Raw genomic sequence first — 22,645 nt, forward strand, 5'->3', positions numbered from 1 at the left:
CCCCCGGCCTAGCCCCCCCCGGGTCCCCGCTTTTGCCGCGAAAGCCACAAGAGTGCACCACAAACTGCAAGATCGCGGATGGTCAGCGAGGCTGGGTGAGGGCTGCCGCGGCGGCGCGGGAGGTGGCATGCAGGCGGAGGATGCCGGCTGCGGTCGCACCCGCGCCCGTGATCAGCAGCGCCGCCACCATGACCCGGGCGGCCTCGGGGGGCCAGGGCACCGGGGCGATGGAGCGGGCGAAGACCGCGGCGTTGCCGGTTCCGGCGAGCAGCGCCAGGCAGGCTCCGCCCAGCGCGACCACGAAGTCGGCACCCGGGCGGCGGGCCAGCGCGTAGCAACCGGCGGCGATCGCGCCGAGGCCGGTGAGCAACGACCAGACCTGCCCGGACAGCAACCCGATCAGCACACCCCCCACGCCCCGCGCGCCGGCGTCCACCTCCCGCCCGACCGGGTACACCACGGCGATCGCACCGCCGACGATCAGCAGCGCCCCGAGCGCGGACAGCGCCCGGGACCCGGCGGGGGAGGCGGCGGCGAGCAGGCCGAGCGCCCCCACGGCGAGCAGCCCCACGATGGTCACCGCCCACCAGGTGTACGTGTCCGGCGGCGGCACCCAGTCCAACGTGCCGTCGATCCGCGCCGGGTCGGCGCCGTCGCGCAGCGGGACCGTCCAGTCCCGGACCCGGTGCTCGCGATCCGGTGCGGCGCGTACCGCGTCCGGCGGCGCCGACTCCTGCCACAGGGCGCGCTGGTCGTGCCAGCGCACCGTGCTGCCGTCGGCGATCCGCCGCCACGACGGAGCCGCCGCCGGGTCGGCGTCGGCGGGTAGCGCGGTGTCACCGGCGAGGGTGCGGTTCAGGTATGTGGCGGGGGAGCGGCTGTTCTCGAAGACGCCGTCGGGGCCGATCCGCAGGTACGGCTCGCCGGAGTAGCCGATCACCTCGATCGGCCGGCCGGTGTGGTTGGTCAGCTCCAGGCGGGCGCCGGCCTCGACGACGCGTACCTCCAGGCCGGGCCGGGCCGGGGTGACGCCGGTGGCCCGGGTGCGGTAGTCGGTGCCGTCCGGGGCGTCCGCGCCGTGCGCGGCGGCGGGCGCCGCGCTGAGCAGGGTCGCCAGGCCGGCGGCGGTGGCGACCAGGCCGGCGCGGGCCAGCAGGGTACGGATCACTTGCCGGCCGCCGCCACGGCTGCGCTGAGGCCCTGCGGGGTGCGGTCGGCGAGCGGCTGACCGTTGATCAGGATGGTCGGCGTGCCGGTGACGTCGCTGCGGCTGGCCTCGTCGGTGACGTGCGCGGTCCACGTCCGGTACGTGCCGTCGGAGACGCAGCCGCCGAACGAGCCCCGGTCCAGCCCCACCCCGGCACCGATGTCGATCAGCTCGTCGTTGCTGAGCCCGGCGCTGCCCTCCGGCGGCTGCTTCGCGAAGAGCGCCTTCGCGTACTCCCGGAACTTGCCGCCGGCCGCGGCGCAGCCGGAGGCGGCCGAGGAGCGGGTCGAGTACTCGGTGGTGGAGAAGCGGTTGAGGTACGCCACCGGGTGGTAGACGACCGTCGCCTTGTTCCCGGCCGCCAACTGCTCCAGGGTCGCCCCGCTGGTCTGCTCGAACTGGTTGCACGCCGGGCAGAGGAAGTCCTCGTAGACGTCGACGGTTACCGGCCCGCCGCCGGTGACGATGCCGGTGCCGTCGGCGTTCGCGCCGGGCGGGGTGGTGACGGTGTCCGACTTCTGGCTGGACCAGACGCTCCAACCGATCACGCCGGCGATGACCAGGACGGCGACGGCGGCGGCGGAGACCCAGATCGTGCGGCGGCGACGCCGTTCCCGGGCGAGTTGCTCGCGGACCACCCGGGCCGCGTCCCGCTGCCCCTTGCGACTACTCATCCTCGTCCTCCACAGCGGGTTCGCCGGACAGCCATCCGTCCACCGACACGGGCGTACGCGGCCAGATCAGCAGAAATCCGGCCAGCATCAAGAATCCCAGGTCCCGCAGGATCTCCGGGAGGTAACTGGGTGCCTGCCCCTGCGCCAGCTGCCCGCCACTGCCGAAACAGCCGCAGTCGATGGACAGCCCACGCGCCCAGGCCGAGGCGATCCCCGCGATGAAGACCACCAGCAGTACGGCGGACACCCCCGCGCCGAGCCGGGTGGCCAATCCGAGCAGCAGCAGTACGCCCAGCGCCAGCTCGACGAAGGGCAGCGCGGCGCCGACGACGGTCGCCACGTCGTACGGCAGCACCTGGTAGGCGTTGACGGCCCGACCGGACGCGGCCAGGTCGCCGACCTTCGACGCGCCGGCGATCAGCCAGACGGCGGCGAGGCCGAGCCGGGCCGCGACGCCGAGCCACGGCCGGACGCCGGGCCAGCGGCCGGCCCGGGTGGGGGATGCAGTCACGCTCATTTGTCGTCCCGTCCGCGCCGGAAGTTCCGCGCTCAGCCGGTCAGGGCGTCGCCGACCGCCTCGACCAACTCGTCGCGGGCCCGGGCGACCCGGGATCGGATGGTGCCCACCGGCACCCCCTCGACGGCGGCGGCCTCGGCGTACGACAGGCCGAGCAGTTGGGTGAGCACGAACGCGGCGCGCCGCTCGGCGCTCAACCGGCGAACCAGGTCGGCGGCGCCGAACTGCCCGGCCGGGTCGGGGTGCGGCCGGTCGGTGTACGCGTTCGCCGCCAACCGCTCGTCGAGACGGCGACGGCGGACCACGGTGCGCAGGTGGTCGGCGCAGGCCCGCCGGGCGATGCCAAGCAGCCAGGTGCGGGCGGTGGAGCGACCCTCGAACGCCGGCAGCGCCCGGAACGCCCGCAGGTAGGTCTCCTGGGTCAGATCGTCGGCGCTGTCGGTGTCGACCAGGGCCGCGGCGAAACGCCAGACCTCGGCCTGGGTCAGCCGGACGAACGCGGCCTGGGCGGCGGGGTCACCGTCGCGGGCGGTCAGCGCCCACTCGGTCGCCGGGTCCCGGACGGCGTCACCGGTCGGCTGGGCCGGACCGGAGGCGCCGGTGTCACGCGGGACGGGGATCACGAAAAACCAGGTTACGCGGCGCCCGGCGCAGCGTCAGGGTCCTTCGGCCCTTGGATGGTCTGCGCCACGTCGGGAACTTTTCGCCGCGCCCGGCCGACTACCTGCTCATGACACGCGACCAGGTACGCGCGGCACTGGTGGCTGGGTGCAGGTGAGCCGTTCATCCGCCTCGGGTCGCCGAGATCCAGGTCGGTCGGCGACCATGGCCGGCATGACTGTCGCCCCCCGCCGTTGGATCGCCCGGCTGGCCGCAGCCGCCGGCCTCCTGGTCACCCTCGTCGCCCTGTTGATCGCGCCGGGCACCCCCGCCAGCGCCCACGCGGTGCTGTCGAGCAGCAGCCCCGCCGCCTCGGCGGTGGTGCCGAGCGGGCCGTCCGCGGTGGTTCTCACCTTCACCGAGTCGGTCCGCAAGGTCCCCGACAAGGTCCGGGTGATCGCGCCGGACGGCTCCCGGGCCGACCGGGGTGAGCCGTCGTTCGAGGGTGCCGTGGTGACCATCCCGGTGGACCCGGCCGGCGGTCGGGGCACCTACCTGGTCAGCTTCCGGGTGATCTCCGCCGACAGCCACCCCGTCTCCGGCGCGTTCACCTACTCGGTGGGCGCACCGTCGACCCCACCGGTCGACTCCGGCAGCGACAGCCGCGCGAACCCGGTGGTGGAGAACGCGGTGAAGGTGGCCCGTTTCCTCGGCTACGCCGGCCTGGTGCTGCTGGTCGGGCCGGTGCTGGTGCTCGCCGCGCTGTGGCCGCGGCGGCTCTCCCGCCGGGGGCCGAGCCGGTTGGCCTGGACCGGCCTCGGCCTGGTGGCCGTCGCCACCCTCGCCGACCTGTGGCTGCAGGTGCCGTACACCGCCGGTGGTGGCCTCTTCGAGGTGACCGGCGAGGGGTTCGGCAGCGTGTTCGGCAGCGCCTTCGGCACCGCCCACCTGGTCCGGCTCGGCCTGCTGGCGGCCTCGGCGTTCCTGCTGCGGCCGATGCTGGCCCGCCCGTCCCGGCGCACCGACGCGATCATCCTGGGCGTGCTCGGCGGGGCCGCGCTGCTGACCTGGCCACTGGCCGGGCACCCGGCGGCGTCTCCGGCGCCGGCGGTGTCGGTGGTCGTCGACGCGGTCCACCTCGGCAGCATGGCGGTCTGGCTGGGCGGTCTGCTGATGCTCGGCGCCTTCCTGCTGCGTCGGGCCGACGAGCGGGAGCTGGGCGCGATCCTGCCGATCTGGTCCCGCTGGGCGGCGCTCGCCGTCTCGGCACTGCTGCTGGCCGGCACCGTCCAGGCGTTGATCGAGGTGGCCACCCCCGACGCCCTGTTCAGCACCACCTACGGACGGCTCCTGCTGGCCAAGATCGGCCTGTTCGCGATCGTGATCGCCGTGGCCGCGTACTCCCGGCAGTTGGTGCGTCGACGCACCGCCGCGCAGCGCCCGGTGCCGGTGCGCCGAGCGGTCCTGGTGGAGCTGGCCGTCACCGCGGTGGTGCTGGGGCTGTCCGCGACGTTGGTGCAGACCACACCCGCGCGGACCGCGGTGGCGGAGCCCTCGGGCACCCAGGCCGGCCTGTTCAGCACCACCCTGTCCAGCCCGCTCTACTCCCTGCGGGTCGAGCTGGACCCGGCCCAGCGGGGCAACAACTCGGTGCACCTGTACGCGTACGCCCCGGGCGGCCAGTCGCAGCCGCTGCCGGTGGAGGAGTGGAAGGCCACCGTGGCGCTGCCCTCGGCCGGGATCGAGCCGATCGACGTCCCGTTGCTGCCACTGGTGGACAACCACGCGTACGGCGACGTCAGCCTGCCGGCCGCCGGCGACTGGCAACTGAAGATCACCGTCCGTACGACCGACATCGACCAGGCCACGGTGACCGCCACCGTGCCCATCCGTTAGAGAGGTTCGCGAAACCCATGACCCGACTCCGGCGTACCGCAACCGCCGCTGCCGCCCTGGCGTTCACCGCCGTCGCCGTCCTCGGCTTTGCCGGGCCGGCCTCCGCCCACGTCACGGTGAACCCGAAGGAGGCGACCCAGGGTGGCTACGCCCGGGTGGCGTTCCGGGTGCCCAACGAGAGCGACACCGCGTCGACCACCAAGCTGGAGGTGGTCATGCCGGAGAACGCCCCGGTCGGTTCGGTGTCGACCATCCCGGTGCCCGGCTGGACGGTGGCGGTGGAGAAGCGCAAGGTGGACCCGCCGATCGAGGTGCACGGCAGCCAGATCACCGAGGCGGTCGCCAAGATCACCTGGACGGCCGCCGGCGACGCCGCGGTGAAGCCCGGTCAGTTCCAGGAGTTCGGAGTCTCGATGGGGCCGCTGCCGAAGGTCGAGTCGATGGTCTTCAAGACCCTCCAGACGTACTCGGACGGCAACGTGTCGCGCTGGATCGACGAGCCGCAGCCGGGCGGCGAGGAGCCGGAGAAGCCGGCGCCGGTGCTCACCCTCACCGCCGCGGCACCGTCGGCGTCGGCCACGCCGGCCGCCGCCGTGGCGTCGACCGACGACGACGATGACGACGAGGGCGACGGCCTCGCGGTCGGCCTCGGCGTGGCCGGTCTCGCCGCCGGCCTGGCCGGCCTGGCACTGGGCGGTCTGGCGTTCGCCCGGACCCGTCGGGAGCCGGTCGCCAAGTCCTGACCCCCGCACATCCGCTGGCCCGCCGGACCACCCGGCGGGCCAGCGTGCTTTCCGGGGACGGGAGCCGCCCGTGCTGTGGATATCCCCTGATCAGACGGCGTACGTCGGTAAGGTCGGCCGGGTATCTGGCTACGGAGGGGGACGGTGCGAATGCGGTTCGTGCGGGCGATCGCCGGAATGCTGCTGTTGGTCATCGGGATTCCGGCGCTGTTCGCCGGCGGGGCGCTCTGGCTGGTGACCCGGCACGCCGACCCCGGTGGGGCCTTCGCCGCCCGGTTCGAGACGGTCCGCACACCGGGGCACGCCGTCGTGGTCGGCGACCTCGACCGGCTGCTGCGGGAGGAGGCGCCGTTCGCGCGTACCCCGCAGACCCGGCTGCGGGTGGACGCCCGCACGCCCGACGGCCCGGCGTTCGTGGGCTTGGCGCCCACCGCCGAGGTGCGTCGCTGGCTGGAGCCGGTGCCGCACGCCACGGTCCGCCGGGTCGCGCTGGCCCGGGGTCCGCTGCCGGTCCGGCTGGACCCGGCCGGCCCGGCCGTCGCCGCCGACGCGGCCAGCCCGCTGGGCCGCCCGTTCTGGGTACGCGAGGGCATCGGCTCGCTGGAGTGGAGCGCCGACGACGTGGCCGGCGAACCGATGAGTCTGGTGGTGATGCGTCCGGACGGCGGCGGCGACCTGGCCCTGGATCTGCGCGCCGAGTTGCAGGCCGCCTGGACCGGCCCGGCCACCTGGGGCCTGCTGACCGTTGGGGTCCTGTTGGTGGTGGGCGCGGTGCTGCTGCTGCTGCGACCGCAGCGCCCGCGCGAGGTGGTCTTCGTGGTCGAACCGGACCAGGTGCCGGTGCTCGCCGGCCGGCTGGGGGTCACCTCGCTCAGTGGCCTGGGCGTCCGGGATCCCGCGGCGGCCCCGCCGATGACCACGGTGCGGCAGCTCGCCCCGGTCGGCTCGGGTGAGCGACCCCGCTCGGCGATCGGTGCCGAGCCGGCCCGGCCGGCCACCCTCGCCGACCTGGACGCGCCAGCCGGGCAGCCCGGCCCGCCCGAGGTGACGTTGAGCCTGGCCTGGCCTCCCGTGGCGGCGGAGGCGACGGCCCGGCCGGTGACGGTGGAGGACAAACGATGAGCGGCCCTCCGCGCTGCCGACGCGGAGGGCCGCCCTCACCGGGGGATCGGTGCTACCCGAGCGAAGCTTGAGGTAGATGAGACCAGATTAACCCCGATCGACGCTACTGGGGAAGTCTGTCCATTTGATACGACTTTTCCTCGACCTGGTCCGAGCGGACCGGCAGGGCCGCCAGCAGCAGCAGGCTCAGCAGCACGTACCCGTTGCGCAGCACGAAGTCCACCGGATCGTCGGTGCGGACCGGTGCCACACCCCAGTCGTGAAACGACACGACGCCGTAGATGATCAGGGCACCGGTGGCCACCGCGAGCGCGGCCAGCCACCGCCGCCAGCGGACCTCGTCCGGCCGGTCGGCGCGCAACGCCGCGTCGGCGAGCAGCACCACCGCCGGCACGAACCAGTAGATGTGGTGGGTCCAGGTGATCGGGCTGACCAGGGCGCCGACCAGGCCGGTCAGGGTCAGGCCGGTCAACGGATCCCCGGCCCGCGCGGCGCGGACCGCCCGCCACAGCCCGTAGCCGGCCACCACGGCGACCACCAGCAGCCAGAGCAGCCGGTCCGGCTTCTCCGGCGCGGTGAAGCGGCTGAGCAGCCCGAACAACGACTGGTTGCCGGTGTAGTCGGTCCGGCCCACCCGCTCGGTGGCCCACAGCTCGTGCGTCCAGAACCGCCACGAGTCCCGCGGAGCGACCGCCGCCGCGAGCAGGGTCGCCGCCGCGGCGGTCACACTCGCCACCGCCGCGGCCCGCCACCGCCGGGTGGCCAGCAGGTAGACGATGAAGATGCCGGGGAAGAGCTTGAGCGCCGTCGCCAGCCCCACACCGACGCCGGCCCAGCGCCGCGCCTGCGGTACGGCGAACAGCAGGTCGGCCAGGATCAGCACGACCAGCAGCATGTTGATCTGCCCGAAGGTGATCGTCTCCCGGGTGCTCTCCACCGCCAGCACCAGCAGCACGGCGACGGTGAGCGTGAACGCCCTCGGCAGGTCGTGCCGGGCGATCACCGGCGTCACCAGCCAGCGGGTCGTCAGCACCACGGCCAGCACGGTGAGCACCGTGAAGATCGTCACGGTGGCGCCGAGCCTCAGCAGCCCGAACGGCCACAGCAGCAGCGCGCTGAACGGCGGATAGGTGAAGTACAGCTCGCCCTGCACCCGGTCCGGCTGGACGTAGTCGTAGAGCGGGTTGCCGGCCGTCCACCAGTCCATCGCGGACATGTAGATCTTCAGGTCGAAGAAGTTGTGCACCAGCCCTGGTAGGTAGAGCGCCGGCAGCACGGCGATCAGGGCCACCACCGTGACCAACCGACGGACCGTACGGCCGCCGGGGTCGTCCTCGGTGACGGCGGGCGGTGCGACGGGTTCTGCTGGCACTCCGAAACCCTAGCGGTCTGCTCCGCCGACAGCGCGCAGCCGCGGGGCGTGGGCTGCGCGTAGGCTGTGCCGGTGGCTGAACTCCTCGTCTGGATCGACTGTGAGATGACCGGTTTGGACCTCGGCAGAGACAAACTGATCGAGGTCGCGGCACTCGTCACCGACCCCAACCTCAACGTGCTCGGCGACGGGGTCGACGTGGTGATCCACGCCGACGAGGCCGCGCTGGAGGCAATGCCGGAGGTCGTCCAGACGATGCACGCCAGGTCCGGCCTCACCGAGGAGGTCCGCCGCTCGGCGGTGACCCTGGCCGAGGCCGAGGACCTGGTGCTGGATTACGTGCGCACCTTCGTCAAGGATCCGCGTACGGCTCCGCTGTGCGGCAACTCGATCGCGACCGACCGGGGCTTCATCGCCCGGGACATGCCCCGCCTCGACGCGCACCTGCACTACCGCATGATCGACGTCTCCTCGATCAAGGAGCTGTGCCGCCGCTGGTACCCCCGGGTGTACTTCGGGCAGCCGCAGAAGGGCCTCGCGCACCGGGCGCTCGCCGACATCCGGGAGAGCATCCGCGAGTTGGAGTACTACCGGCGCACCATCTTCGTCCCGCTGCCGGGCCCCGACGTCGAGACCGCCAAGGGCATCGCCGCCGAACTCTGACCCCCCGTCCGCTGAGCCGGGAACCCGCTGGACGGCCCCGGCGGCGGTGTGGCTATTATTGGTCCGCACCCCGCCCGGGGCGATCGACCGGGTGACGGCGGCATGGTGGCTGTAGCTCAGTTGGCAGAGCACCGGGTTGTGGTCCCGGTTGTCGTGGGTTCAATTCCCATCAGTCACCCCAGCAAGACTCAGGCCCCCTCACGCGAGGGGGCCTGAGTCGTTTGCGGGGCTCACGCGAAAGCCCCCTCCGTGGAGGGGGCTTTCGTCGTCCGCGTTGCTCAGGCGGTCGGCGTCGGAGAGGGCGTGTCCGCCCCGTCCGGGGTCGGCGAGGCGTCCGGGTCGGCCGGCGGCTCGTACGGCAGGGCGCTGCCCTTGACGTACTCGTCCCAGCTCATGTTCCAGTCGGTCCAGCCGTTGCCGTTCTGGAGCTTGCGCTCGGTGCCCTTGACCATGATCGGGTCGCCGACCTGGGTGTTGTTGAACAACCACTCGCCGTTCGCCATCGACACGTTGACGCAGCCGTGGGAGGTGTTGACGCTGCCCTGTTGGCCATCGGACCAGGGCGCCGCATGGATGAACTCGCCGCCCCAGGTGAGGCGCTGCGCGAAGTCAATCTTGGTGCGGTAACCCTCCTCGGGGCCCATTTCCGCGTACGTGTCGAAGACCGTCTTGCGCAGCTTCTCGATCACGACCATCGTGCCGCTGGACGAGGGGGTGCTCTTCTTGCCCAGGCTGACCGGGATGGTCTTGATCGCCTTGCCGTCGCGGGTCACCGTCATCCGCTTGGTCTTGTTGTCCACCGTCATGATCAGCGATGGGCCGATCTTGATGTCCACCGCGAGGTCCGCGCGGCCGTAGTAGCCGTTGCCCATCGGTAGGCCACCGGTCTGCACGCGGTAGCGGACCGTGCTGTTCGCCTTCCAGAACTCCTTGGGCCGGTACCGGACCTCGGTCGGGCTGACCCAGTGCCAGATGCCCTCCTGGGCCGGCGTCGAGGTCACCGTCATCCGGCGTTGCACGTCGTCGCGGTAGTCCTGCGGAACGTCCCGGTCGAACTTCACGATCAGCGGCATCCCGACGCCGACGACCTGCTCGTCACCGAGGAAGCTGCTCACCCGGATCTGCTTGGCCGGCTTGGCCATGGTGGTGAAGGTGCTCGTCGCGGTGGCCGGGCGGCCGTCGTCCCCGGTAGCGGTCACGGTGGCGGTGTAGCTAGTGCCGTACGCCAACGCCCCGGCCGGGAGCCACGTCTTGCCGTCCTTGGCGAGGGTGCCCTCGACCGCCTTGCCGGCCGCGTCCTTGAGCTCGACCGAGGTCTCCTCGGCGTCCTTCGTGGTGAAGGTGATTCCGGTGGAGGCCGGCACGTCCTTGGCGTCGGCCGCCGGTTCGCTGATGGTCGCCGCCGCCTTGGGCGGCGGGCTCTCACCGCCGCCCTGCCACGAGGACGGCTTGCCGCCGTTGCCGTCGGTGCAGGCGGAGGTCACGGCCAGCGCCACGGCGAGAAGCCCCGCCGCGAGCACGCGGCGTCGCCCACGGGGTCGGATCAGCTGGTCCTGGCTAGCTCGCATGATGTCCTCACAGTCGTGGTCCCTGACCCATCGTCCCCTACTGACGCGCCGGAGCGGGCCCCGGTTGCCGAGGGTGAACCGGAACACGCCGACCAGGATGCCGGAATTTTGCTACTATCCGGCGTTTCGTGATTGGGGCTCGTCTTCGTGCCGAGGACTGAGGGGTCGCCGCCGCCGTCGTCGCGTCGCGGGCAGTGCAAGGGTACGCGCCGGCCCCCGCATTCGCGGGGGCCGGCGCGAGGACGCCGACGCTCAGAGCGCCGGGCCGGACCCACCCTTGGGCACCGGCAGCGCGCTGCCCTTCACGAACTCCGACCAGCTCAGACTCCACGCCGTCCAGCCGTTGCCGGCGGCGATCCTGCGCTCGGTGCCCTTGATCGTGATCGGGTCACCGATCCGCGTCTTGTCGAACAGCCACTCGGCGTTCGCCATCGACATGTTGACGCAGCCGTGCGACACGTTCTGCCGCCCCTGCACGTGGTCCGACCAGGGCGCGGCGTGGATGTACTCGCCGCCCCAGGTGAGCCGCTGGGCGAACTGGATGTCGGTGACGTAGCGGTTGGCTGGATTCGGATCGCTGCGGGTGTCGAAGACAGTGGCTTCCTTCTTGTCCATCACGATCAACGTGCCGCTCGACGACGGCGTGCTCTTCTTGCCCAGGCTCACCGGGATGCTGCGGACCAACGCGCCGTTCTCGTACACCGACATCTTCTTGGTGGCGTTGTCCACCTTCATCTCGAGCGAGCGGCCGATCTTCGCGGTGGCCTTGCGGTCGACGTCGCCGTACTTGCCGTTGCTCAGCGGTACCCCCGCCAGCGCGATCCGCACCGTGATGGTCGTACCGGGCTTCCAGTACTCCGGTGCCCGGTAGTACGCCTGCGTGCCGTTGTCCACCCAGTGCCAGGCGCCCGGCTGCGGCGGGTCGGTCTTGACGAACATCCGCTTCTGCACCGCCGCCCGGTCCTTCTTCGGGATGCCCGGGTGGAACTCGGTGACCACCGGCATGGCCACGCCATAGCTCTTGTCGTCGAACAGGTACAGGCCGGACCCGATGGTCGACTTCGGCTTGGCCATCGTGGTGAAGCTGCTGGTGCCCTGACTGCTGGTGCCGTCGGACGCGCTCGCCGTCAGGGTGGCCGTGTACTTCGTCCCGTACTTCAACGGAGCGGACGGCACCCAGGAGGAACCGTCGGTGCGCAGCTTGCCCTCCACCGCGCCCCCGCCGTCGGCCGTCAGCGTCACCGCGGACACCTTCGTGCCGTCCGGGAGCTTGGCGCTGATCTCCGTACTCACCGGCTTGTTCTTCGTGCCGTCGGCCGGGCTCAACGTGAGCGCCGGCCCGCTCGGCGTCGCCGACGTCGAGGGTGCCGCCGAGCCGGGCTCGGCGCCCGCGCTCACGTCGGACGACGTGCCGCCCACGAATTCCGGCTTCTTCTGCTCGTCGCCGCACCCGGTCAGTGCCAGCGACGCCGCCAGGGTCAGAGCGCCCACCACCGCCCCGGCTCGCCTGAACCGTGCCATCCCCACCTCTGTTCTCGCGTACCTGGCGGACATCGTGCCGTATCGGCGCCCAGACCCACGCTCCCGTCTTCCGCATCCTGGACGGTTTGTGGCTGTATGCCCGGTAAGCTCGACCGAAGGGGGGAGTCGGGTAACCGAATTGGAGCCCGGCTCAGCCGGGTGCTAATGTTCTCTCCGTTGCCGACGAGCGCCGCTAGCTCAACTGGCAGAGCAGCGGACTCTTAATCCGCGGGTTCGGGGTTCGAGTCCCTGGCGGCGCACCAACGAGCAAGGCCCTGACCTGGTGGTTCACACCGGCCGGGGCCTTTTTCGTGTACCCGGGCCCAGGGCGGTCGGCACGAGTGGTGCCGGCGCCCGGAGGCGCCGGCACCACGGGTGTCAGCTGGCGTGGGTCAGACGCGTGGTGATGCGCAGACCCATGAGGGTGTCGTTCATCCACGGCACCCGCTCGTGGTGCAGACCGGCGGTCATCTGGTCCGCCCAGACCTCGTACCGCTGCGTCAGCGCGGTGGCGCGGGACCGCGCGCTGGTGATCAGACAGTCGCCGAGGGGGTCACCGGGCAGGTTGGACGAGTCGACGGCGGGCTCGCAGGGCAGCTTGAGGCTGACCTGGTCGCGTAGCGGGCGGCTGGGGTCGGGTGCACACGGGGGCGGCCCGCAGAGCGTGTAGTTCCCACTCGCCCTGGCGTAGGCGTTGCCGATCTTGGCATCGGTCGGCATGTTCACCGGAATCTGGTACTGCCCGAACAGGTTCGCGGACAGCACGTCGTCCGAGTCGAGGGCGTTGGGCAGACCCAACCGGGTGTACGCCTGGAGCAGCCGCGCCGCCGTGTTCAGCTTCTTCAGCGCGGCGGGCACCGGCCCGCTCACCTGGGTGCTCAGGTCCCGGACCCGGTCGTACATGGACTTCTGCCGGGCCTGCAGGAAACCGCGCAGGGTCGGTGTCAGCGAGGCGTTGAGCGCCGTGTTGTCCACGGCGGTCGCGGCGCTCGCGAAGGTCCACCGCCCGGACGGCCACTTCTGGGTCAGCGCCTGCTCGGGCGGGGTCTCGCTGTCACAGTTGAACAGCTCGCAGTCGACCTGGTAGACCTGCTCGTCGGGCCAGGTGTAGTCGGCTGTCCGCGAGTTCTGCCAGGTCCCGGTCGAGTTCAGCCGGAACCGGCTGTGGATCTGCAACCGCAGCTTGCCGTAGTGGCGGATCACTCCGGTGCCGTAGCCCGTCGTACGCGTGTAGACCCAGCTCGGCGTGTAGCAGTACCCCACCTCCGGCAATTCCCGTACGCCCGCCGGCGGCTCGTCGAGGCGCGGCGTGTACGCGTAGTGGAGCGTCCGTACCACGTTCGACATCAGGTCGTAGCGGACGTTGCTGGGCCGGTCGATCTGCCTGGTGCCGCTGCACGACGGCACCATCGCCTCGTCGGCCTTCGCCGGTGCCGGAGCGAGCGGCTTGTCCTCGTCCCAGAACAGGTCGTAGTTCTTCGGCGTCCTCACCTGCACGCCGTTGGCGTCCGGCTCCCAGCGGACCTGGACCTCGTTGGTCCGGAAGGCGGCCAACGCGGTCGACAGCTCGTTGGTGGCGCCGACGTACTCGTCGACCAGCCCCGTGATCAGGCCGTTGGCGTTGCCGTTGACGGGTCGACCGAAGCTGGCCGCGAGGTCGGCGATGCGGGTGCCCTCCGCCTCGATCTGCGCCGCGCGGCCGGCGCTGACCTGGGCGGCGTACGTCGGGTTCTGCAGCATCACCATCGCGTACGCCTGCGCGCCGAGGTTCCACACCGTCGGGTTGCCGACCGGCGTGGACGGTTCGACCATCGACGGGTCACGGCCGCTGGCGATCCGGCCCAGGTAGTTGATCGACCGGGCCTCGCCGAAGCTGTTGAGCACGGTGGTCGGGTCGATCGCCGGGTTGTCGGCGTCGGTTTTGGGCACCACGAAGGCGGCGCCGCTGGCCAGCTGCGTGGCGGTCAGATGGAATTCGTTCTCCGGGCCGACGAACTCGTTGTACGTCGGGATCGGCTGACCGAAGTTCTCCAGGTAGCCGACGTACTTGTTGATGTCGGCGCGGGCGTCGTGCAGGGTGGCGTCGCCGATCGCGGCGAGAACGGTCGCGGCGATGTCCTCCAGCCGCAGACCGAGCTGGGCGACCTGCTGCTGGACGAGGGTGATCTGCGCGGTGTTGCCGGCGATGGCGGCGTTCAGCTTGTCGAACTGGGCCATCATGTTCGCGTACACCGTGTTGATCTGGGCCTCGACCCGCGCGAAGCTGGCGCGCATCTCGTCGCCGAGCGCCCGCACCTCGTCGCGCAGGGCCTTGACCTGGGCGAGGATCTGCGCGTCCAGCGACGGCGCGCTGCTGCCGAAGAGGCCGACGACGGACATCACGGCACCGAAGATGTTGCCGGTCATCGCCAACGTCGCGGTGCTGAAGATCGAGCCCGCCAGGCCACGGCCGGCGATCGCCGCCGCGTACGTGGAGATCGCGCTGATCGTGCTGAGGACCGCCTCCCCGATCACCTTGGACTTCTTGCCGGCGTCCGGGTCGGCGAACCCGATGATGGTGGACACCATGCCGACCCCGGCCTTGATGTCGGAGATGGTCTGCTGCCGGTCCTTGTTCCGATCCTCGGCGGCCTTCTTGGCCGCCGCGGTGCACTCGGCGCTCGGCGGACCCTCTGGCGGGCACTTGCGGTTGTTCTCGCCGATCTCGAGGCGGATCTCCAGGCTCAGGCCGAGCAGTTGCGCGTGCAGCGAGGCCAACTGCTGCTTCGCCGCCGCGACGTACGCCACCGAGTCGCCCTGCAACGCCAGGATCGCGTCGAGGTCCACGCGCGACAGCCCGGGATCCTGCTCAAGTTCCTCGTAGGTGCTGGTGACGTCCACCCCGAACGGCGCACCGAGTACGGCGTTCCAGGCGGTGGCGACCGGCGCGCTGGCTGCTCCCGCCTGTCGGAGGGCCGTCCACACCGCGGCGAGAGAGTCGTCGCGGCCGCGCAGCCACTGGGCGGTGCGCAGCGCTCCGGATGCGAGTTCCTCGCGGGTGTCCCACGGTTCGACCGTCCTGCCGATCACGGACCCGACCAGGCCGGTGATCTCCGGTGCGGTCCGGGTGTCGCCGCCGGGGGTGCCGAGCAGGATGTCGACGGACCTGAGCAGCAGATCCTGTTCGGGTGCCAGGAGGTCGAACGCGGTCAGCGAGCTGTCGAGCAGCTGCTTGCGTGCGGTGAGCTGGGTCTGTGCCTGTTCGGCCGTGGCGTTCGGGTGCAGCCGGTGCCACTGGACGAACTCGGCCGACAGCGCGACGGCCTTGATCCGATCGGGTCCCTGGATGTGGATCTCGGCGACCTGACCGAAGGCCCGGTCGGTGAGCGCCGCCTGGGGGACGGGGACACCGACGGGGTCGGCCCACGCGGGTCCGCCGACCAGCACGCCTGCCGCCGTGACCGCGATCATCGCGACCACCGCGGTCCCGCGCCTCGCGCGCGGGGAATGCATGATTGTCATGCCGCGAACGTATTGAGCGGCCTGAAAGCGTGCTGAAACCGCGCTGACGCGCAGGTCGACGCCCCCTGGCCGGGGCGATGGGGCACCCGTGCGGACGCCACGGGCACCCCATCGGTGGTTCAGACCTGGGGAGCAGGCTCGACCGTCACCTCGTCGCTGTCCTGGCGCGGTGCCGGGACGAGCTTCTCGTCGCCCTCGTCGGCGAAGTAGTCGCTGCGGCTGGTGCCGTCCGTGCCGTCGGGCACCCGGCCCGCCTTCAGCGCGAGCGTCGCCAGTGCGGCGACCGCCAGGTTGACCAGTACGGCGACGATGCCGACGTAGATCGTCTTCGGGGTGTCGAAGCCGAACTTCTCCAGCGGGAACGCCGACCCGCCGAAGTGCGCGCGCTTCGTCGCCGCGTTCGGGATCTGGTAGAGCATCCAGACGCCCAGGCCCATGCCGGCCACCCAGCCGGCGATGAGCGCGCCGCGGTGGAACCAGCGGGTGTAGAGGCCCAGCGCCACGGCCGGCAGCGTCTGCAGGATGATGACGCCGCCGATGAGCTGGAGGTCGATGGAGAACTGGGGGTCGAGGAAGACGATGCAGGCGACCGCGCCGACCTTCACCACCAGCGAGGCGACCTTGGAGACCTTCGCCTCCTGGGCCGCCGAGGCGTCCTTCTTCAGGTACTCCTTGTAGATGTTGCGGGTGAACAGGTTCGCCGCCGCGATCGACATGATCGCCGCCGGGACCAGCGCGCCGATGCCGATCGCCGCGTACGCCACGCCGGCGAACCAGTCCGGGAAGGTGTGGTCGAACAGCAGCGGTACGACGGTGTTGCTGTCGACCGTGCCCTCCTTGGCCCCGGGCAGCGGCTTCACCCCGGCCGCGATGGCCATGTAGCCGAGCAGCGCGATGAGCCCGAGCAGCAGGGTGTACGCGGGCAGCGCCGACATGTTCCGCTTGATCACGGCACGGCTGCGGCTGGCCAGGACGCCGGTCTGGGTGTGCGGGTAGAGAAACAGCGCGAGTGCCGAGCCCAGCGCCAGCGTCACGTACTGCAGTTGGTTGTTCTGGTTCAGCAGGATGCCGTCACCCGGCGCGGGCGTCGCCGCGAACTTGGCGTCCGCCGCGTCGAAGATCTTGCCCCAGCCGCCCAGCTTGTACGGCAGGTAGATCACCGCCACGAGGATGACGATGTAGATCAGGCTGTCCTTGACGAACGCGATCAACGCGGGCGCGCGCAGCCCCGACTGGTAGGTGTACGCGGCGAGGATGGCGAACGCGACGATGATCGGCAGGTGCCGGGCGACCGTGCTGTCGCCGGTGACGCCCATCGTCTTGAGCACCGCCTCGATGCCGACCAGCTGCAACGCGATGTACGGCATGGTCGCGGCGATACCGGTGATCGCGATGATCAGCGCCAGGGTCGGCGAGCCGAACCGGGTCCGGACGAAGTCGGCCGGCGTGACGAACCCGTGCCGGTGCGACACCGACCAGAGCCGGAGCAGCACCAGGAAGACCAACGGGTAGACGATGATCGTGTACGGCACGGCGAAGAACCCCGCCGCACCGGCACCGAACAGCAGTGCCGGCACCGCCACGAAGGTGTACGCCGTGTAGACGTCGCCGCCGACCAGGAACCAGGTGATCCAGCCGCCGAAGGTGCGCCCACCCAGACCCCACTCGTCGAGATGGGCCATGTCCTTCGGGGCCCGCCACCGCGCCGCCAGGAAGCCCATCCCGCTGACCAGCAGGAAGAGCACCGTGAAGACGATGATCTCGGTGAGGTGATCCCGCCACATCACGACGTCACCGCCCGCACCCTGGTCATCCGGTAGACAACGCTCGTGGTGGCCACACCGAGCACGATGAAGGCCAACTGGAGCCAGTAGTAGGCGGGAAAGCCGAACAGGCGGGGCGAGTCCATGTTGAACAGTGCGGGGACCAGCGGCACCACGATCGGGAGGAAGAGCAGCCAGTTCCAGGGGCTGCGGTCGGTCGCCTCGCGCGACGGCGGCGCGGCGCCGGGTGGCTCCGGTGTCACGGGCGGTTCACTCATGATGGCATCTCGTTTCGTCGAAGCGTGGTGACGGGATTCGTCACGCAACAATGGGGAAATGTGCACCGGCCGAACGTCGAGTCCCAGCCCGGAGAGAGATTTTAAACAGGCGGCCGGCGGTGTCACCGGCATTGCGACGACGGTCACGAGAAGTCTATTCGGGAGGACTCCGGCGCTGGTCAGGTGGCCTGTGCTCGGCACTGGACGGACACTTTAATGCAGTACCTGTCAACACCTCGGTAAGAAATGAAGCGGCAATTCAGTAATCCGGACAGGCGTCGCCGAGGTGGCCCGGGCGGCCGGCACCCACGACGTGTACCTGGTGCTCGACTCCCCGCTGCGACTGGCGACCTTCACCGTCCGATGAGGAGGGCCGGGTCGGGGCGGAGGTCGCGCCCCGGCCCGGTGTCGTGCCCGGCGTCCGCGCATTCATCCGACGACCGATCGGCCGGGCACCGCCGCGATGGGTGATTCACGCAATACGTCCACATAAATACATAGACGTCCTACGATCAATGGTTGCATTCATCACACGTGTGACCTACGCTTCGGGAAGATTTCGAGGCGATTAACAAGAGAGTGCGGTTGGGCGACGACAAGCCCCGCCGACCGAGATGGTGTCGCTGTTTCCGTACTCATCGCCCGATACGCACGGGGTCCCCTGTCGACGGCACCTGAGAGGAACAGTCCGTGAGGTCAATCGTGTCGACTGCTCGAACGGCACTGCTGGCGGTGGCGGCTCTCGTCGCCGCCACGGTGCCGGCCGTGCTGGCCAATCAGCTGCCGGCCTCGGCAGCGGTGCAGGCGACCTACTACGTCGCCCCCGACGGTAATGACACCAACCCCGGCACGCTGGCGTCCCCGTTCCGGACGATCCAACGCGCGCGCGACGTCGTTCGCACGATGAACGCGAGCATGACCGGCGACATCAACGTGTATCTGCGCGGCGGCACCTACCCGGTCGGCAGCACCATCGAGTTCGGTGCCAGCGACTCCGGCTACAACGGCTTCCGGGTCAGCTACGCCGCCTACAACGGTGAGACGCCGGTCCTCGACGGCGGTGTGCAGGTCACCGGATGGACCCAGCACAGCGGCAACATCTGGAAGGCCCCGCTGGACCGCGCCAACAAGCTGCGGGCGCTCTACGTCAATGACAAGCGCGCGTACATGGCGTCGAAGACGGTCAGCTCGGCGGGCTGTTACGGGACGTACACCATCACCGCCGGTCAGGCCTCGTGGGCGTGGGAGTCGGGGTCGCAGTGTGACGGCGCCAAATACAACCTGAACGACTTTCCCGCCATCGCCCGCAACCACGACGACATCGAGATCGAGACGGGCACCACCTGGACCACGGCGATAGTGGGCGTCCGGCAGGTGACCACGAGTTCCGACGGCGCGAACCGGGTCGCCCTGTTCCAGCAGCCGGGCGCGGCCATCGCCCAGGGCGCGTTCAACGGCAACGCCCAGGTCGGCGGCACCCACAAGCTGATGAACGCCTACGAGTTCCTGGACACCCCCGGTGAGTTCTACTTCGACAAGAGCAGCCGGACGGTCTACTACTACAAGGCCAGCAGCGAGAACATGGCGACCGCGACGGTCTACGCGCCGAACAACGTGACCACCGTGCTGCGCGTCGCCGGCACCTCGACGAGCAACCACGCCCGCAACATCACGTTCTCCGGCCTGACGGTGCGGCACTCCGACTGGAACCTGTTCACCGTCGCCGGCTCGTCCTTCAAGCAGGCGCAGCAGGGCAACCTCGGCGCCCAGGTGTACGCCAAGGGCAACTTCCACGTCTACTTCTACCGCAACGTCGACGTCACTCCCGGCATCGTCCAGCTGCAGAACGCCGACGGGATCCTCCTGCACCGCAACCGGATCCAGCACACCGGCGCGGACGGGATCAACATGGTCAACGACGTGCAGGGCTCGCAGTTGATCGGCAACCACACCAGTGACATCGCCGGGTCCGCCATCACCGTGGGGCATCCCCAGCACGTCTTCATCGGAGACGGCACGTCGACAAACAACGAGAAGTACTCCGCCCAGGTCGAGGGGCTGCCGAAGAACATCGACATCAGGAACAACTACCTCTACGACAGCGCGGTGCTGTTCAACGGGCACAGCCCGATCTCGGCGTACTTCGCCGACACCCTCACCATCCAGCGCAACCGGATCGAGAAGGCCCCGTGGTCGGGCATCACCCTCGGCTGGGGCTGGTGGAACTTCGACGGGTCGTCGGGTTCGATCACACCGAACCGGCCGACCACCACGGCCCGGAACAACACCATCAGCTACAACCACATCATCGACACGGTGCAGCGCCTGAGCGACACGGCACCGATCTACACCCTCGGCGCTCAGCCCGGTACGACGATCACCAACAACTACCTCCAGGGCGTGCCCTCCGGTCACAAGTACGGGCTGCACCCGGATGAGGGATCGGCGTTCATGACGTTCCGGGACAACGTCCTGAGCATCGACAAGAACGTCACCTGGATGATCAATTCCGACGACTTCGGCCGGAAGCACGATCTGACCATCACGCAGATCTACGGCCCGATCAACAAGGTCTCGAACAAGAACCTGCCGAACAGCACGATCGGCGACATCCTGGTCTCCTCCGACTACGTCTGGCCGGCGACGGCGTACGGCATCGCGGTGAACTCCGGCCTGGAGGACGCCTACCGGGACATCATCCCGGCGAGCACCTTCTCCGCGCCGAACTACGTCCTGCCGGCCAGCACGTTCGTCGCCAGCGCCACGGCATCGATCCCGATCCGGAGCACCGGCGATGCCACCAGGTCGGTGTGGCTGGCGCCCTCCGGCACCACCACCTTCACCGCCGGGCCGACGATGACCAGGGCGGGTGGCACCGCCACGTCCATCGCCGTGCCGACCAACCAGGGGGAGTACCGGCTGTTCGTCGTCGACGCCCAGGGCAACCGGTCGGCGGAGTCGACCTCGATCGTCCGGCAGCAGCAGGGCGGCGGCAGCGGTACCGGGAGCGGGCAGCTCGTCGGCGGCCAGTCCGGCCGCTGTGCGGACGTGCCCAACTCCACCACCACCAACGGCACCCAGGTGCAGCTCTACGACTGCTCCGGTGGCACGAACCAGCGGTGGACCCACACCAGCAGCAGGCAGCTGACCGTGTACGGCAACAAGTGCCTGGACGCCTCCGGGGCGGGTACGGCAAACGGCACCGCGGTCATCATCTGGGACTGCCACGGCGGTCTGAACCAGCAGTGGAACGTCAACGCCAACGGCACCCTGACGAACGCCCAGTCCGGGCTCTGCCTCGACGCCAACGGCGCCGCCACCGCCAACGGCACGAAGCTCATCCTGTGGAGCTGCAACGGAGGCACCAACCAGCAGTGGACGTTGCGTAGCTGAGCACCACCGGAACGCGGGGCCAGGCCGACACGGGCCTGGCCCCGGCTATTTCTGGTAGCCGTAGTTGTCGCAGGTCCGGCGTCCCAGGACACAGTTCTTGGTGCGCTTGTTCATGGTGTTGACGTCCCACATGACGAAGGCGTCGCCGTGCATCGACGAGGCGCTCTTGCCCTCCTTGTCGGAGGAGAGGTAGTAGCCCGCCGGGGTGCCCTTGGCCGGGTACTGGATGTCGAAGGTGATCGCCGGGATCCGCACCGGGTGGCTGGTCGGGCAGGAGTTGCCGCTGCCGTACGCCACATGGTCCTTGTGGTTGGGGCTGTCCAGGTGCGTGCCGTCCCAGCAGTCGGGGAACTGCAGCATGAAGTGCAGCGTCGCGTCGCCCCCGCAGATCGGCCAGTTGCCGTTGGTGCTGCGGGCGACGCCGTCGAGGTCGCCGGGGCCGTAGAAGGCGCAGTAGAACTGGCCGGTCGCGCCACGCGGTGTCGGCTTCTTCTTCTTGGCGTCACCGGAGATCATGCGCAGGCCGTTGGGCATCGGCATCTGGCCGGTCGAGTTCTTCGCGAGCGAGCGGTAGTAGACCCGGAAACCCGTGGTCTCGACCGGCTTCCCGGTCGCGTTGTCGTAGAGGGTGGGCACCCAGTAGGCGGAGTGATCCTGGACCGGCTTGCAGGACGTGGCCGTGAACGTGGTCAGGTCCCCGGCGACGGTGTTCGCGTCGACGGCCTTGTTGCCGACGAACGAGTGCATGTGTGAGGCGCCCGGGAGGCCGGGAGCGACGATCGGGTCGTCCGGCAGCCGGTGGCTGTACTGGCAGTCCGCCCGGAACTCCGGGAGGTTGCCGACGCCGGCCGGGGCGGGGTCGATCTTCAACGCCCGGTACGCGTCGGCCTGCGCCTTCCAGGCCGTACTGTCGACGGGAACCCAGCCGGTCCTGGGGGTTGTCGGTGTGGCAGCGGTCGGCGTCGCGCCGGTCGATGGTGTCGTGGAGACCGACGGTGTCGCGGCGGCCGACACCGCCGCTCCGGGCGACTGAGCCTGCCCGGCCGACGGCGATGGGTATTCGAGGGCGTTGGCCGCGTTCGACGGCTCGGGCTGCGCCGCGCCGTTGCCCAGGTACACGGCCCCGGCCGCGACGACGAGCACGACAGCCGCGCCCGCGGCCACGCTCAGCTTCTTGCGGGCGAGCCACCCCGGGGAACGATGACGTGACGGCGGCGGGCCTTCGTACGACACGGGTCACTCCCACAGAGCAGACGACAGGCTGACCCGAACGGTCACGGCCGCCGTATGGTAGACGCTCGCCGCCCGCGCGAGACAGGTCTTTAAACCTCCCTTAAAGAACCCGGCCCGACCTCGGGGTCCGGTGGTGCGACCGGACGACAAGTGGGTAATGGTGGACGATGAAGTCAACCTGGAAGCCCCACGAGAAGCACGGCGGCCTGACCGACAAGGACAAGCGCGAGCTGCCGGAGACCGTCTTCGCGTTTCCCGGTAAACGCAAGGAGCCGATGACCGACGCGGGCCACGTCCGCAACGCCATCGCCCGCTTCGACCAGGTGCAGGGCGTCACCGACAAGGACCGCGACCTGGCCTTCCAGAACATCCTCGCCGCCGCGGCGCACTACGGCGTCGAGGTCGCGGAGACGAACTGGCACCAACTCGGTCGACTGCCGCACACGCCGAACCCCGCGCACTGAGCGATCCGAGGCGTGTTAGCGTGCTCGTCGTTGTCAGCGAGCGCCGCTGGCTCAACTGGCAGAGCAGCGGACTCTTAATCCGCGGGTTCGGGGTTCGAGTCCCTGGCGGCGCACCAACGATCAAGGCCCT

At 70.3% G+C, this 22,645-nt stretch carries 16 protein-coding genes, 3 tRNA genes and 1 pseudogene; 9 read left to right on the top strand and 11 right to left on the bottom strand.

Translation table 11 applies throughout. The features are described 5' to 3' along the window. Positions 1–82: 82 nt before the first annotated feature. The 4 genes from F8271_RS08005 to F8271_RS08020 are packed head-to-tail and all read right to left on the bottom strand — an operon-like array spanning position 83 to position 3,021. Complete coding sequence (locus F8271_RS08005; RefSeq protein WP_151489010.1) at positions 83–1,168, bottom strand: hypothetical protein; 1,086 nt, start codon at positions 1,166–1,168, stop codon at positions 83–85. Continuing rightward, complete coding sequence (locus tag F8271_RS08010) at positions 1,165–1,881, bottom strand: thioredoxin domain-containing protein (protein WP_151489011.1); 717 nt, start codon at positions 1,879–1,881, stop codon at positions 1,165–1,167. The genes F8271_RS08005 and F8271_RS08010 overlap by 4 nt, the downstream gene beginning before the upstream one ends. Further along, a complete protein-coding gene (locus tag F8271_RS08015; RefSeq protein WP_151489012.1) occupies positions 1,874–2,398 on the bottom strand; it encodes a MauE/DoxX family redox-associated membrane protein in 525 nt (174 codons plus the stop codon). Before F8271_RS08015 ends, F8271_RS08010 begins: the two co-directional genes overlap by 8 nt. Before the next feature lie 32 nt (positions 2,399–2,430). Beyond that, positions 2,431–3,021: a sigma-70 family RNA polymerase sigma factor gene (locus F8271_RS08020; protein WP_151489013.1), complete on the bottom strand. Its 591-nt coding sequence runs from the start codon at positions 3,019–3,021 to the stop codon at positions 2,431–2,433. Between the two features lie 202 nt (positions 3,022–3,223). Between F8271_RS08020 and F8271_RS08025 the strand changes: the two genes are divergently transcribed. From F8271_RS08025 to F8271_RS33025, 3 genes and pseudogenes are all read left to right on the top strand, one after another. Beyond that, positions 3,224–4,894, top strand: coding sequence for a copper resistance CopC/CopD family protein (locus F8271_RS08025; protein ID WP_151489014.1), 1,671 nt, complete (start codon positions 3,224–3,226; stop codon positions 4,892–4,894). A 17-nt stretch (positions 4,895–4,911) separates the two neighbouring features. After that, complete coding sequence (locus F8271_RS08030) at positions 4,912–5,637, top strand: YcnI family protein (RefSeq protein ID WP_151489015.1); 726 nt, start codon at positions 4,912–4,914, stop codon at positions 5,635–5,637. Between the two features lie 666 nt (positions 5,638–6,303). Then, positions 6,304–6,759, top strand: a pseudogene (locus tag F8271_RS33025) (hypothetical protein); the annotation flags it as partial. Positions 6,760–6,862: 103 nt separating this feature from the next. On the opposite strand, the gene F8271_RS08040 reads toward F8271_RS33025, so the two are convergent. Beyond that, complete coding sequence (locus tag F8271_RS08040; protein WP_151489016.1) at positions 6,863–8,131, bottom strand: glycosyltransferase 87 family protein; 1,269 nt, start codon at positions 8,129–8,131, stop codon at positions 6,863–6,865. Positions 8,132–8,197: 66 nt separating this feature from the next. Here F8271_RS08040 and orn point away from each other — a divergent pair, with 66 nt between their 5' ends. Continuing rightward, positions 8,198–8,794 (top strand): oligoribonuclease, encoded by a 597-nt coding sequence (orn, locus tag F8271_RS08045; protein ID WP_151489017.1) that lies wholly within the window; start codon positions 8,198–8,200, stop codon positions 8,792–8,794. 105 nt (positions 8,795–8,899) lie between these two features. Then, positions 8,900–8,975 (top strand) — tRNA-His (locus F8271_RS08050). A 97-nt stretch (positions 8,976–9,072) separates the two neighbouring features. Here the strand turns inward: F8271_RS08050 and F8271_RS08055 are convergent. Next, entirely contained in the window at positions 9,073–10,362 is a 1,290-nt protein-coding gene (locus F8271_RS08055; RefSeq protein WP_151489018.1) for an Ig-like domain-containing protein, read from the bottom strand. Between the two features lie 252 nt (positions 10,363–10,614). Further along, positions 10,615–11,883, bottom strand: a complete 1,269-nt coding sequence (locus F8271_RS08060) for an Ig-like domain-containing protein (RefSeq protein WP_151489019.1) — start codon at positions 11,881–11,883, stop codon at positions 10,615–10,617. A 187-nt stretch (positions 11,884–12,070) separates the two neighbouring features. Here F8271_RS08060 and F8271_RS08065 point away from each other — a divergent pair. Next, positions 12,071–12,146 (top strand) — tRNA-Lys (locus F8271_RS08065). A 115-nt stretch (positions 12,147–12,261) separates the two neighbouring features. Here F8271_RS08065 and F8271_RS08070 read toward each other — a convergent pair. The 3 genes from F8271_RS08070 to F8271_RS08080 form a co-directional block, all read right to left on the bottom strand. Then, positions 12,262–15,384, bottom strand: coding sequence for a hypothetical protein (locus F8271_RS08070; protein ID WP_151489020.1), 3,123 nt, complete (start codon positions 15,382–15,384; stop codon positions 12,262–12,264). Positions 15,385–15,503: 119 nt separating this feature from the next. Further along, positions 15,504–17,168 (bottom strand): monocarboxylate uptake permease MctP, encoded by a 1,665-nt coding sequence (mctP, locus tag F8271_RS08075; protein WP_151489049.1) that lies wholly within the window; start codon positions 17,166–17,168, stop codon positions 15,504–15,506. Then, positions 17,168–17,425, bottom strand: a complete 258-nt coding sequence (locus F8271_RS08080; RefSeq protein WP_151489021.1) for a DUF3311 domain-containing protein — start codon at positions 17,423–17,425, stop codon at positions 17,168–17,170. The genes mctP and F8271_RS08080 overlap by 1 nt, the downstream gene beginning before the upstream one ends. 690 nt (positions 17,426–18,115) lie before the next feature. Between F8271_RS08080 and F8271_RS08085 the strand changes: the two genes are divergently transcribed. Then, the gene (locus F8271_RS08085) at positions 18,116–20,818 is read left to right on the top strand and encodes a ricin-type beta-trefoil lectin domain protein (protein ID WP_151489022.1); all 2,703 of its coding nucleotides are present in this window, start codon (positions 18,116–18,118) and stop codon (positions 20,816–20,818) included. Positions 20,819–20,863: 45 nt separating this feature from the next. Here the strand turns inward: F8271_RS08085 and F8271_RS08090 are convergent, their stop codons facing one another. After that, a complete protein-coding gene (locus tag F8271_RS08090) occupies positions 20,864–22,051 on the bottom strand; it encodes a DUF1996 domain-containing protein (protein ID WP_151489023.1) in 1,188 nt (395 codons plus the stop codon). Positions 22,052–22,218: 167 nt separating this feature from the next. Between F8271_RS08090 and F8271_RS08095 the strand changes: the two genes are divergently transcribed. Together F8271_RS08095 and F8271_RS08100 are read left to right on the top strand one after the other, a co-directional pair. Continuing rightward, on the top strand, positions 22,219–22,515 hold the full coding sequence (locus F8271_RS08095; RefSeq protein WP_151489024.1) for a DUF6582 domain-containing protein: 297 nt from the start codon (positions 22,219–22,221) through the stop codon (positions 22,513–22,515). Between the two features lie 40 nt (positions 22,516–22,555). Beyond that, positions 22,556–22,631: transfer RNA gene (locus F8271_RS08100), tRNA-Lys, on the top strand. Positions 22,632–22,645: the final 14 nt, after the last annotated feature.

It is taken from the genome of Micromonospora sp. ALFpr18c, from assembly GCF_008868155.1.
Classification (GTDB): domain Bacteria; phylum Actinomycetota; class Actinomycetes; order Mycobacteriales; family Micromonosporaceae; genus Micromonospora.